Annotated in this window: 10 protein-coding genes; 5 read left to right on the forward strand and 5 right to left on the reverse strand. The window is 69.2% G+C overall.

Going from position 1 to position 12,039, the window contains the following annotated elements; all coding sequences use genetic code 11:
- Positions 1 to 47: 47 nt before the first annotated feature.
- Together BM396_RS10975 and BM396_RS10980 are read left to right on the forward strand one after the other, a co-directional pair.
- A complete protein-coding gene (locus BM396_RS10975) occupies positions 48 to 1,415 on the forward strand; it encodes an FAD-binding oxidoreductase (protein WP_244538859.1) in 1,368 nt (455 codons plus the stop codon).
- 10 nt (positions 1,416 to 1,425) lie between these two features.
- A complete protein-coding gene (locus BM396_RS10980) occupies positions 1,426 to 1,707 on the forward strand; it encodes a DUF167 family protein (protein ID WP_043380025.1) in 282 nt (93 codons plus the stop codon).
- 183 nt (positions 1,708 to 1,890) lie between these two features.
- On the opposite strand, the gene BM396_RS10985 is transcribed toward BM396_RS10980, so the two are convergent.
- Genes BM396_RS10985 through BM396_RS11005 form a run of 5 tightly spaced genes read right to left on the reverse strand, consistent with a single transcriptional unit; the run spans position 1,891 to position 8,458 of the window.
- Entirely contained in the window at positions 1,891 to 2,820 is a 930-nt protein-coding gene (locus BM396_RS10985) for a 3,5-dioxohexanoate:acetyl-CoA acetone transferase (RefSeq protein ID WP_043380028.1), read from the reverse strand.
- Positions 2,821 to 2,822: 2 nt separating this feature from the next.
- A complete protein-coding gene (locus BM396_RS10990) occupies positions 2,823 to 3,746 on the reverse strand; it encodes a 3-hydroxyacyl-CoA dehydrogenase (RefSeq protein ID WP_043380030.1) in 924 nt (307 codons plus the stop codon).
- Entirely contained in the window at positions 3,743 to 6,301 is a 2,559-nt protein-coding gene (locus BM396_RS10995) for a branched-chain amino acid ABC transporter ATP-binding protein/permease (protein WP_043380032.1), read from the reverse strand. Before BM396_RS10995 ends, BM396_RS10990 begins: the two co-directional genes overlap by 4 nt.
- Before the next feature lie 14 nt (positions 6,302 to 6,315).
- Positions 6,316 to 7,191: a branched-chain amino acid ABC transporter permease gene (locus tag BM396_RS11000; protein ID WP_043380033.1), complete on the reverse strand. Its 876-nt coding sequence runs from the start codon at positions 7,189 to 7,191 to the stop codon at positions 6,316 to 6,318.
- 7 nt (positions 7,192 to 7,198) lie between these two features.
- Entirely contained in the window at positions 7,199 to 8,458 is a 1,260-nt protein-coding gene (locus BM396_RS11005) for an ABC transporter substrate-binding protein (protein ID WP_043380036.1), read from the reverse strand.
- 119 nt (positions 8,459 to 8,577) lie between these two features.
- Here BM396_RS11005 and BM396_RS11010 point away from each other — a divergent pair, with 119 nt between their 5' ends.
- The 3 genes from BM396_RS11010 to BM396_RS11020 all read left to right on the forward strand — a co-directional run bounded on the left by BM396_RS11010 (position 8,578) and on the right by BM396_RS11020 (position 12,023).
- Positions 8,578 to 9,291 carry a GntR family transcriptional regulator gene (locus BM396_RS11010; RefSeq protein ID WP_043353275.1) on the forward strand — a complete coding sequence of 238 codons (714 nt, stop codon included), beginning with the start codon at positions 8,578 to 8,580 and terminating at the stop codon, positions 9,289 to 9,291.
- Positions 9,292 to 9,293: 2 nt separating this feature from the next.
- A complete protein-coding gene (locus BM396_RS11015; protein WP_043380039.1) occupies positions 9,294 to 10,061 on the forward strand; it encodes an SDR family oxidoreductase in 768 nt (255 codons plus the stop codon).
- 156 nt (positions 10,062 to 10,217) lie between these two features.
- Positions 10,218 to 12,023 (forward strand): IlvD/Edd family dehydratase, encoded by a 1,806-nt coding sequence (locus BM396_RS11020; protein WP_043380041.1) that lies wholly within the window; start codon positions 10,218 to 10,220, stop codon positions 12,021 to 12,023.
- The last annotated feature ends 16 nt before the right edge of the window (positions 12,024 to 12,039 follow it).

A 12,039-nucleotide genomic window follows, 5' to 3' on the forward strand; every position in this document is an offset into this window, starting at 1 on the left:
GGAGTGCCGCCCGACGCGGCGACCAGACCAAGCCTGAGATGATGCCGATGACCGACGCCGCCTTCCTCGACCGCCTCGCCGCGATCGTCGGACCGTCCGGCCTCGTCACGGGCGCGGAGCTCCGCGGGCGCTCGGCCAACTGGACGCGCCCGGCCGAGCCTTGCGCCGCTCTGGCACTGGTTCGACCCCGCAGCACGCAGGAGACCAGCGCGGTCATGGCAGCGTGCCACGAATCCGGCGTCGCCGTGGTGCCCCGCGGCGGAGCCACCGGCCTCGTCGACGGGACGCTCTGCCAGCCTGACGAGATCACGCTGTCGACGGAGCGGATGACCGGCATCGAGCCGGTGGATCCGCTGGGCATGACGGTGGTGGTCGGGACCGGCGCCACCATCGAGAGCGTGCAGGACGCGGCGTCGGCGGCCGGGCTGTTCTTTCCCCTGGACCTCGGCGCCCGCGGCTCGGCGACCATCGGCGGCGCGATCTCGACCAATGCCGGGGGCCTGCGCGTCCTGCGCTACGGCATGATGCGGGAGATGGTGCTCGGCCTGGAGGCCGTGCTCGCCGACGGCACCGTGGTGTCGTCCATGCGCCCCCTCATCAAGAACAACACCGGGCTCGACCTGAAGCAGCTGTTCCTCGGCACCGAAGGCACGCTGGGCATCGTCACGCGGGCCGTCCTGCGCCTGCGCCCCGAGCCGGCCGGCTACGCGACGGCACTCATCGCCTGCCCAGGGGTGGATGACGGCGCGCGGGTGCTGCGGGCAGCCCAAAGCGCCTTTCAGGGACGCGTGTCCTCCTTCGAGGGGCTGTGGCCGGATTTCTACCGCCTGATGACGGCACCCGGACGGGCGACCCCGCCCCTCGGCCATGACTATCCGTTCTACGCGATCATCGAGATCGAGTGCGTCGCCGAGGAATCGGACCGTTTTCTGGGCCTCCTCGAAGGGCTGATGGGCGAAGGCACGATCCTCGACGCCGCCGTCGCCGCCTCGGAGGAGCAGCGCCGGGGCATGTGGCGCATCCGCGACCGCGTGGAGCATCTGAATGCCGACGGGATCGAACGCGCTTTCGACGTCAGCGTGCCGCTGTCGCGGATGGATGGCTACGTCCGCGGAGCGCTCGACCGGCTCGCGGCAATCCCGGGCTGCCGGGCCGTCGTCTATGGGCATATCGGCGACAACAACCTGCACTGGAACACGACCCGCCTCGACGTCGCCGGCAACGCCGCCATCGACGCGGCGATCTACGAGCCTCTCGCGGAGCTGAACGGCTCCGTCTCGGCAGAGCACGGGATCGGGCTGGAGAAGCGGAGCAAGCTGAAACTGTCGCGCTCGCCTGAGGAGATCGCCGTGATGCGGATGGTCAAGCGGGCGCTCGATCCGGACGGGCGGCTGAATCCGGGCAAGATCTTCTGAGAGATCGCCCGTGGTGACCCGGCTGGCTGTCCGCCTTACGCCGCGTGGCGGCCGCGACGTGGCGGAGGGCTGGGCACGGGACGAGAAGGGCCAGCCCTACCTGAAGGCGCGCGTCGCGGCGCCACCGGTGGAGGGTGCCGCCAACGAGGCCCTCGTGGCGATGATCGCCAAGGCGCTCAAGGTCGGACGCCGCTCGGTCCGCATCGTCGCCGGCGATCAGAGCCGGTTGAAGATCCTGGAGATCGACGGCGTCATCGAGGCGGATCTCGAACGGGTGTTCGGTCAGCCTTGAGAGGCTGCCGACCCGGCTTTTGCGCCGAGCGGGAACATCCAGCCGGGCACGCTCGCCGATGGCTCGCTCCGCTGAGCGGCTTTGCCCTGGTCGCCAGGAGGGCCCGGGATCGCGAAACCCCGCGGCGGGGCACAGTGCGCTTCGCCAATCGCGACGCACTGTCCCGATTCGCAGGACGCGCTGTCAGAACGCGACCTTGTCGCCGCCCTTCAGCGCCAGCATCTCGCGCGCCTCATCGGGCGACGCGACGGCGAGGCCGAGCCCCTCGATGATCGACCGGACGCGGCGCACCTGCGCGGCGTTGGTCTCGGCGAGCTTGCCGGGCCCGTCCCACAGGCTGTCCTCGAGGCCGACGCGGACGTTGCCGCCCATCGCGGCCGCCATGGCGGCGATGTTCATCTGGTTGCGGCCCGCCCCGAGCACCGACCAGCGGTACTGATCGCCGAACAGCCGATCGGCGGTGCGCTTCATGTGCATCACGTCGTCGGGATGCGCGCCGATCCCGCCCTGCAGTCCGAACACCGTCTGGATGAACAGCGGCGCCTGCACGAGGCCGCGGTCGAAAAAGTATTTCAGATTGTAGAGATGCGCGGTGTCGTAGCACTCGAACTCGAATTTCGTCCCGTTCGGACCGCAGGTCGTCAGGATGTGCTCGATCTGGCCGAAGGTGTTGCGGAAGATGATGTCCTTGTTGCCGAGATAGTCCCGCTCCCACTGATGCTTCAGGTCCTTGAAGCGGTCGAGCATCCCGAACAGGCCGAAATTCATCGAGCCGAGGTTCAGGGAGGCGACCTCCGGCTGAAAGGTCGCGGCCGGGCGCACCCGCTCCTCGATCGACATGGTCGGCGCGCCGCCGGTGGTGATGTTCACCACGCAGTTCGAGCGCTGCTTGATCACCGGCAGGAACTTGGCGAAGGCCTCGGGTGTCTGGTCGGGCTGGCCGTTCACCGGATTGCGGGCATGCAGATGCACGATGGCGGCGCCGGCCTCGGCGGCGCCGATGGCGGCGTCGGCGATCTCCTCAGGCGTCACGGGCAGGTGCGGCGACATGCTGGGCGTGTGGATCGCGCCCGTCACCGCGCAGGTGATGATGACTTTCCGCTGTGAGGCCATGCTCAGTCCTTCTGTGATGCCTTGTGGGCCCGGAGCGCCGCCAGCCGCGTGTCGCGGCGGTTCATGCGTGCGGGTAGATCGTCCGGCGGCTGCCACTTGGCCAGGATCGCCTCGGTGGCCGGCGCCTCGTAGACCGAAGGCGGCGCCGGATCGTCGGCCAGGTTCTTGTAGAAGCCGGTATAGCGGGCGCAGTAATCGGCGATACCGCCCGGCGCGTTCAGCTCGATCGTCTCGAACGGTCCCATGAAGCTCCAGCGCAGGCCGAGCCCGTCCGCGACGGTCTTGTCGAGATCCTGCGGGGTGACATAGCCCTCCGAGGCCAGACGGAACGCCTCCGCCAGCAGGGCGCCCTGAAGCCGGTTGAGGATGAAGCCCTCGATCTCCTTCAGCACCGTGATGGGGACCTGTCCGATGGCCTCGTACACCGCTCGCGCTCGTGCCAGAGCCGCCGGATCGGTCCAGGGCGCGCCGGAGATCTCCACGAGCGGGATCAGGTGCGGCGGATTCACCGGATGGCCGATGAGGCAGCGCGCCCGGCCCGGCAGATCCTCGGTGAACAGCGAGCAGCGGATGGCCGATGAGGACGACGCGATCACCGCGTCCCGCGGCGCGTGGGCATCGAGCTCGGCAAAGAGGGTCCGCTTGACGTCGAGCCGTTCGGGCCCGTTCTCCTGGACGAAGTCCACACCGTCGAGGGCGGCGGCGAGACTCCCCGCGCTCCGGATGCGCCCGGCAGCTCCCTCCGGATCGGTACAGAGCCCGTTGGCCGCCAGGGTGCGGAGGCCTTCGGCGCAGAGCGGGAGCGCGGCCTCGGCGACGCCTTCGGCGGAATCGAACAGCCGCACGTCCCAGCCGGCACGGGCGAAGATCATCGCCCAGGCCCGGCCGATCAGGCCGGCGCCGACGATTGCGACGCTTTCGGTCATAGCCACAGCACCTTCCGTCTCAACTCCTGATCTTCGCGCAAGAGGCGCGACTCGCCCGCCCACTGCACGCTGCCCCGCTCCAGCGCTACGGTCCGGTCGGACAGGGCCAGCGCCAGATCGAGGTGATGGTCCACCAGGATGATCGCGATCTCGCGGCGCAGCCGGTCGAAGGCCTCGAACAACTCCTCGGTCACGGCCGGCGACAGGCCTTCGAACGGCTCGTCGAGAAGCAGGAGCCGCGTATCGCCCGACAGCGCGCGCGCCACCGCCACCATCTGCTGCTCGCCGCCCGACAGGCGGGCGGCATCCACGGTCCAGCGCTCCTTGAGCCGCGGGAAGAACTCCAGAACCTTCTCCTCGTCCCAATGGATGCCGGCACCGGTGAGCCGCCGCAGACGACCGAGGCCCAGATTCTCGGCGACGCTCATCCCGGCAAACAGCGCCCGCCCCTGCGGCACGTAGCCGATGCCGAGCCGGGCGATCTTGTCGGGCGAGAGGCCCGCGATGTCCCGGTTGGCGAGCACGATCCGGCCGGCGGCCGGTGATGCTGTGCCGATCAACGTCTTGAGCAGGGTCGACTTGCCGGCGCCGTTGCGGCCGAGGAGCGCCACCACCTCACCCCGGTTCACCGTGAGGTTGACCCCGTTGAGGATGTGCGACTTGCCATAGAAGGTATCGACGCCCTCCATGGCGAGCAGCGTCTCGGCCTCGGCGGCGCTGGCGCGCGGCTTCGCGGCGATCGCCGCCGTGCCCGATCCGAGATAAACCGCCTGGACCCGGGCATCGTCCCGGGCATCCGCGACGGAGCCGTCGACCAGCACGGCGCCGTCGGCCATCACGGTGACGCGGTCGGCCAGACGGAACACGCGGTCGATGTCGTGCTCCACGAGCAGGACCGGGATGTCGGCCGAGAGCGCCTTGATCAGCTCGCCGACGCGCTCGCGCTCGGCGGCGGCCAAGCCGGCGAGCGGCTCGTCGAGAAGCAGCACGCGGGGTTGCGTGGCCAGCGCCAGCCCCATGTCGAGGAGCCGCTGGCCGCCGTAGGACAGGCTGCCGGCCTCGGCCCGCTCGATCCCGGCGAGGCCCGTCCAGCGCAGCAGCTCGGCGGTGTCGTCGGCGATCGCGCGGATCGAAAGGGCGTCCCGCCAGGGGCTGAAATGCGCCGCGTGGCGCGCCTGCACCGCCAGGCGGACGTTCTCCTCCACCGAGAGGCCCGGGAACAGGTTGGTGATCTGGAACGAGCGCCCGAGTCCGGCCCGGGTGATCGCGTGCGGTTCCAGGCCGGCGATCTCTTGGCCGTCGAGGCGGATGCTGCCGCCGCTCGGCCGGAACATGCCGGAGAGCAGATTGAACGCCGTGGTCTTGCCGGCACCGTTGGGGCCGATCAGGGCGTGAAGCGTCTTGTCCGCCACCGCGAAGGAGACGCCCCGCACCGCGTTCACCGGGCCGAAGTTCTTCCTGATGGCATCGGCGACGAGAACAGATCCCGTGCCGCGTCCCTCGGCGATGAAGCGCGCCGGGACGCGGCCCGAGGCGCCGGCGCGGCGGGCCGCCATGGCCGCACCTTCGGTCGGCACGCGCCGGAACGGCTTGAGCAGCCGCGCCGCGATGCCGACCAGCCCGTCCGGCGAGAACACGATGAAGGCGACGAACAGCAGCCCGAAATACAGCAGCCAGTCGGCGGTGTAGATCGACAGGAACTCCCGGAACAGGATGTAGAACAGCGCGCCGAGGGCCGGCCCGAGGAACGAGCGCATCCCGCCGATCACCACCATGGCGAGCAGTTCGCCCGAGAACGCGATGGAGATCGGGTCGGCCGAGGTGAAGCGATGACTGTAGGCCGAGAGCGCCCCGGCCAGCCCGGTGATCGTCGCCGAGATCACGAAGGCCGCGAGCTTGTAGCGGTTGGTGGCGTAGCCGAGGAAGCCGGCACGCTGCTCGTTCTCGCGGATCGCCACGAGTACCGTGCCCATCGGCGAGCGCCGGAACCGCCAGAGCGCGACCAGCACCGCGAAGGCGATACCCGACACCGCCGCGTAGTAGGCGCCGGGCTCCTGCAGCACCGCCCAGCGGTGCAGGTTGCCGATGCCGTTCTCGCCGCCGGTCAGGTCGGTCCAGCGGAACGCGATGGCGTAGAGCATCGCCGTGAAGGCGAGCGTCAGCAGCGAGAAGTAGACACCCCGCCGTCGCAGGATCAGGGCTCCGGCCGCCAGGGCCGCGACTCCGGTGATCGCCAGGGCGCCGAGGAGCGGCAGCGCCATGTCGCCGGGGACAAGCCGGGTCTGCAGGATCGCCACCGCGTAGGCGCCGATCCCGAACCACGCCCCGTGGCCGAAGGAGGTGAGCCCGGTCCAGCCGACCAGGATGTTGAGGCCGAGCACGGCCAGGGCGAAGATCACCACGTCTGTGGCGGTGATCAGCGTCAGGCCGATGGCGTCGAGGGCGAAGGGCAGGACGATGAGGGCGGCGAGCGCCGCCCAGAGCTGGCGGCTCTCGCGCAGGATCAGGCCGCGCTGCGGCAGGGCGAGCGGCAGCGGCTCGGCGGTTCCGGACATGGGACGCTCTCCGCTCACTCGAACCGGGCGATGTGCTCGCCGAACAGGCCGCGCGGGCGCAGCAGCAGGACGAGCACCATGAGGGCGTAGACGGCGGCCTCGGTGGCCGGCGGATAGGCGTAGGCGGTGAGGCCCCGGACCACGCCGACGATCAGCGCGGCGAGCACCACCCCCCAGAATGAACCGAGGCCGCCGATCACCACCACCACGAAGGCGAAGGTGAGGATCTCGGCGCCCATGGCGGGCTGGATCCCTGTGACCGGGGCCATCATGGTCCCGGCCAGCGCCGCGAGCCCCACCGCGATGGTGACAACGGCGGTCATGTAGGGCCGGAGCGAGATGCCGAGGGCCGCGACCATGTCGGGGTTCTGCACGCCGGCCCGGACCACGCGCCCGAAGCTGGTGCGGGTCAGGAGCAGCCAAAGGCCGGCCACGCAGGCCACAGCCACCACGAGGATCGAGAGCCGGTAGCGCGAGTAGATCAGGTCGCCGATGAAGACCTGACCGCGCAGCCATGTCGGAATCCCGAACGGCACCGGCGCCGCCCCGAAGGCCATGCGCAGGGCCTGCTCGGCCACCATGGCGAGTCCGAATGTGAGGAGCAGACCGAGGGTCGGATCGCCGCGATAGAAGCGCCGCAACAGGAAGCGCTCGATCACGAGCCCGAGCACCCCCACCGCCAGGGGAGATGCGATGAGGGCGCCGCCGAAACCGATCGAGGGCGTCAGCAGCACGGTCAGGTAGGCGCCGACGGCGTAGAAGGCACCGTGGGCGAGGTTCACGATGCCGCCGAGGCTGAAGATCAGCGACAGGCCGAGCGCGATCAGCAGATATTGCACGCCGATCAGCAGGCCGTTGAGCACCTGCTCCAGGATGAAGACGAGCTGCATGACGGCCTCACGCCGGGAAGGTGCAGGCGTTCTCGTCACGGGTGGTGGCGAGAACCTCCAGGCTCTCGCCGGGACCTGGGAGCGGCCCGGTCGAGGTGAAGATGTCGTAGGGGTTCTTGACCTGATCCGCCGGCAGGGCGGTGATCGCGAACATCTCCTGCATCAATTCGTGGTCCCAGGGGCGGAAATAGCCCTCGCGGACCTTGGCGATGTCGAACTTCGCGCCCGATTCCAAGTGCTCGACGACCTTGATCGACTCGGTCGCCTTCAGCTCGTTCATCGACTGCGCCACGATCTTGAGCGCGGTGTAGTCGCCCCAGCCCTGGTTCTCCGGCGGCTTCTTGTACTTGGCCTTGAAGGCGGCGACGAACGTCTTGGCCGAGGGCGAGTCGATCTGGTGATGCCAGATCACCGGCCAGGTTCCGAGGAAGTTGCCGGGCCCGGCACCCCAGGCGAGCGCCGTGTCGAAGCCGAAGCCGGCGACCGGGAACGGCAGGCCGAACTCGCTGTATTGCTTAAGGAAATTGGTGATCTGCGCGCCCGCGAGGTTGCAGATCACGAGGTCCGGCTTGGCCTGACGGAGCTTGAGCAGGAAGGGCGAGAAGTCCGTGAGCTCGGTGGGGATCAGATCCTCGCCGACGAGCGTCGCGTCGTTGGCCGCGAAGTATTTCTTGGCCTGCTTCAACAGGTCGTGGCCGAAGGCGTAGTCGGCCGTGAGCGCATAGACCTTGCGACCCTTGATCAGGCCCCGGTCGAGCAGCGCCCGCCCGCAGGCGCGCACCATCATGGTGTTCTGCGATTCGACGTGGAACATGAAGCGCTTGCAGTCGGAGCCGCGCAGCGCGTCCGAATTGGCGCCGGTGTTGATGAACAGGATCTTCTCCCGCTGAGCCACTTGGCTGATCGCCAGCGCCGAAGCCGAGTTGATCTCGCCGACGAGGCACGCCACGCGGTCCCGCTGGACCATGCGCTCGGCCTTGGCCGAGGCGGTCTGCGGGTTGACGCTGTCCTCGGAGAGAAGCTCGACCTTCCGACCCGCGATGCCGCCCGCGGCATTGATCTCCTCGACCGCGAGCTGCGCCGCCTGCACGGCGAACTCGCCGAGCGGTCCGAGGAAGCCGGTCCGCGGCGTCAGGTGCCCGATCCGGATCACGTCCGACTGACCCTGCGACAGGGCCGGGCTCGCAAGAGCCGGCGTGAGAAGCGCCGCGCCGCCGGCTTTCAGAAGGCTGCGGCGAGAAAGGGAATCCCCGAACCGGTCCGTCATCGTTCCGCTCCCGTGCGTTTCCTCCAGCCGGGTTGTTGTTGTGGGCTCTGGCGGCCCTCACCCAAACTGTGATCACAGATCACTAGCGCGATAGTGCCGGATCCGTCTAGGGTCGGCATATGAATTCCACATCGGTCCTTGCCGAACTGCCTCTGCTCGAACGGCGGACCCTGTCCGACACCGTCTACGAAGCGCTGTCGGACCTCCTGGCCTCGGGACGGCTGGCGCCGGGCGACCGGCTGTCCCTGCGCCAGAGCGCGGCGGCGCTCGGCGTCTCGGTCATGCCGGTCCGCGAGGCGGTGAGCCGTCTGGCGGCGGACGGCGTGCTGGAAGTGGCTCCGAACCGAGTGATCCGGGTGCCGGTCATGAGCGCGGACGCCTTCCGGGCCCTGGTCGAGACCCGCATCGCCGTGGAGGGCATCGCCGTGGCCCGTGCGGCCGAGCTAAGGACCGCCACGGAACTCGCAGCGATCCGGCGGACCGAGGCCGCGTTCCGGGCGGAAGCGGAGGCGGCAGAGCCCGACCGGGCGCGCGCGGTGCAACTCAACCGCGATCTGCATTTCGCGATCTACGGTGCCTGCGGACTCGGTCCCCTGCAGGAGATCATCGCCCGGCTCTGGCTGAAGGCGGGCCCGGTGATCAATCTGGATCTGCGCGCCCATCCGGAGCGGCTGCGCCAGGGTTTCGCGCTTCGGCGGCACGCCGAGGCCGTGGTGGCGATCGAGAACCGGGACGGCGCGGCCGCCGCCGCCGCGATCGCGGCCGACATCCGGGAAGCCGCGGAGTTCATCTTGACCCGCGGCGGATTGCGGGACGTTCAGGGAGAGGACTGATCATGGATCTGGGGATTGCCGGCCTGCGTGTCCTGGTGACGGCGGGTGCTGCCGGAATCGGCCGCGGGATCGTCGAGGCCTTCCTGGAGGAAGGGGCGCGTGTCTTCGCCTGCGACGTAGACAGCGAGGCCCTGGCCGGTCTGCCGGACGCGGTCGGCCGTATCCGGACCGATGTCGCCGACCGCGATGGCGTCGCCACGATGATGGACCGCGCGGTCGAGTTCCTCGGTGGCCTCGACGTGCTGATCAACAATGCCGGCATCGCCGGCCCGACCGGCCGGGTCGAGGAGATCGCCCCCGAAGAGTGGGACCGATGTCTCACCGTGTGCCTGACCAGCCAGTTCAACTGCGCGCGCCTCGCGGTGCCCCATCTGCGCCAAAGCCCGAATGCCTCGATCGTCAATCTGTCCTCGGCGGCCGGCAAGTTCGGCTTCGCCCTGCGCAGCCCCTACGCGGCGGCCAAATGGGGGGTCATCGGCTTCACCAAGTCTTTGGCGATCGAACTCGGCGGGTCCGGCATCCGGGTGAATGCGATCCTGCCGGGCTTGGTGGCCGGCGACCGGCAGCGCCGGGTGCTCGAATCGAAGGCCCAGCAGCAGGGCACGAGCTTCGCCGAGATGGAAGCCCGCGCCTTCTCGTTCGTTTCGGTCAAGGACTACGTCACCGCCCGGCAGCTCGCCGACCAGATCCTGCTGCTTTGCTCGCCCCGCGGCCGGACCATCTCGGGTCAGGCCATTTCCATCGACGGTGACACGCGGATGCTGTCCTGAAATCAATCCAGCGCCGATGAGGCTGCCCTGCCTGATGCGCCGGAGTATCCCAAGACCGAGTCCGGGGCGCCACGACCGCGGTCGCGCGTCCTGCAGCCGCTGCCGAAGACAGGAGCCGGACCGTCCGCGCCGGCCACAGGATGCGAGGAAGCGACCATGAGCGACAAACGCCGGATCACGCCATCTGACCTGCGCTCCAAGGCGTGGTTCGACAACCCGCACAATCCCGGCATGACCGCGCTCTATCTGGAGCGATACCTCAACTATGGACTGACGCCGGAGGAGTTGCGTTCGGGCAAACCTCTGATCGGCATCGCCCAGACGGGGTCCGACCTGTCTCCCTGCAACCGCCACCATCTCGAACTCGCCAAGCGGGTCCGGGAAGGCATCACGGCGGCCGGCGGCGTTGCCTTCGAATTCCCCTGCCATCCGATTCAGGAAACCGGCAAGCGTCCGACCGCGTCCCTCGACCGAAACCTCGCCTACCTGTCCCTGGTGGAGGTGCTGTACGGCTATCCCCTCGACGGCGTCGTCCTGCTCACCGGCTGCGACAAGACCATGCCGGCCTGTCTGATGGCGGCGGCCACGGTCAACATCCCGGCGATCTCGCTGAATGTCGGGCCGATGCTCAACGGCTACTTCCACAAGGAGCTGACCGGCTCGGGCACGATCGTCTGGAAGGCCCGGGAGCGGCACGCGGCGGGCGACATCGACTTCCAGCAGTTCATGGACATCGTCGGATCCTCGGCGCCGTCCACGGGCCACTGCAACACGATGGGCACGGCCTCCACGATGAACGCGCTCGCCGAGGCGCTCGGTCTCGCCCTGCCCGGCTCGGCGGCGATCCCGGCCCCCTACCGCGAGCGCGGGCAAGCCGCCTACGCCACCGGCCAACGCATCGTCGAGATGGTCTGGGAGGACCTCAAGCCCTCCGACATCCTCACCCGCGAAGCCTTCGAGAACGCCATCGTGGCCAACGCGGCGATCGGCGGCTCGACCAACGCGCCGATCCACATCAACGCGATCGCGAAGCATATCGGTGTATCGCTGACGTGCGACGACTGGGAGCGGGTCGGATTCGAGATCCCTCTCCTGGTGGACATGCAGCCCGCCGGACGCTGGCTCGGCGAGGAGTACTTTCGCGCCGGCGGCCTTCCGGCGGTCTTCGCGGAGCTGATCGACGCCGGGAAGGTCCACGAGGGCGCCCTGACCTGCAACGGCCGAACCGTGGGCGAGAACTACCGCGGCCGGCACAGCTGGAACCGCGACGTGATCCGTGCCTATGGCGCGCCGCTGATGGAGCGCGCGGGCTTCCTGAACCTCAAGGGTACCCTGTTCGATTCGGCGATCATGAAGACCTGCGTGATCTCCGAGGAGTTCGCGGCCCGCTACCTGCGCAATCCGAACGACCCGATGGCCTTCGAGGGGCGCGTCATCGTGTTCGACGGACCGGAGGACTACCACACACGGATCGACGACCCGGCGCTCGACATCGACGAGAACACGATCCTGATCATGCGCGGAGCCGGACCGATCGGCTATCCCGGCGCCGCCGAGGTGGTGAACATGCAGCCGCCGGGATCGCTGATCCGGCGCGGTGTCACCGCACTGCCCTGCATCGGCGACGGCCGGCAATCCGGCACCTCCGGGACGCCCGCCATCCTGAACGCCTCGCCCGAGGCGGCCGCCGGGGGCGGGCTGGCCCTGTTGCAGACCGGCGACCGTATCCGCATCGACCTCAATCGCCGGAGCGCCGACATCCTGCTCCCGGCCGAGGACCTCGCCCGCCGGCGCGCGGATCTGGAGGCGCGCGGCGGCTATCCCTACCCGGCGACCCAGACGCCGTGGCAGGAGATCTATCGCGATCAGGTCGATCAGCTCGATCAGGGCATGGTGCTCAAGGGCGCGGTGAAGTTCCAGAAGGTCGCGCAGGTCTCCGGAGTGCCGCGGGACAACCACTGAGGCCTGTTCCCCGGGT

Origin of the sequence: Methylobacterium sp. UNCCL125 (assembly GCF_900116795.1) — a bacterium.
Taxonomy (GTDB): domain Bacteria; phylum Pseudomonadota; class Alphaproteobacteria; order Rhizobiales; family Beijerinckiaceae; genus Methylobacterium; species Methylobacterium fujisawaense.

Bases quoted from the DNA above. Each gene is read 5' to 3' on its own strand.
- BM396_RS11010 (WP_043353275.1), top strand. From the start codon at position 8,578: ATGAATTCCACATCGGTCCTTGCCGAACTGCCTCTGCTCGAACGGCGG.
- BM396_RS11020 (WP_043380041.1), top strand. From the start codon at position 10,218: ATGAGCGACAAACGCCGGATCACGCCATCTGACCTGCGCTCCAAGGCG.
- BM396_RS10985 (WP_043380028.1), bottom strand. From the start codon at position 2,820: ATGGCCTCACAGCGGAAAGTCATCATCACCTGCGCGGTGACGGGCGCG.
- BM396_RS11000 (WP_043380033.1), bottom strand. From the start codon at position 7,191: ATGCAGCTCGTCTTCATCCTGGAGCAGGTGCTCAACGGCCTGCTGATC.
- BM396_RS10995 (WP_043380032.1), bottom strand. From the start codon at position 6,301: ATGTCCGGAACCGCCGAGCCGCTGCCGCTCGCCCTGCCGCAGCGCGGC.
- BM396_RS11015 (WP_043380039.1), top strand. From the start codon at position 9,294: ATGGATCTGGGGATTGCCGGCCTGCGTGTCCTGGTGACGGCGGGTGCT.
- BM396_RS10975 (WP_244538859.1), top strand. From the start codon at position 48: ATGACCGACGCCGCCTTCCTCGACCGCCTCGCCGCGATCGTCGGACCG.
- BM396_RS11005 (WP_043380036.1), bottom strand. From the start codon at position 8,458: ATGACGGACCGGTTCGGGGATTCCCTTTCTCGCCGCAGCCTTCTGAAA.
- BM396_RS10990 (WP_043380030.1), bottom strand. From the start codon at position 3,746: ATGACCGAAAGCGTCGCAATCGTCGGCGCCGGCCTGATCGGCCGGGCC.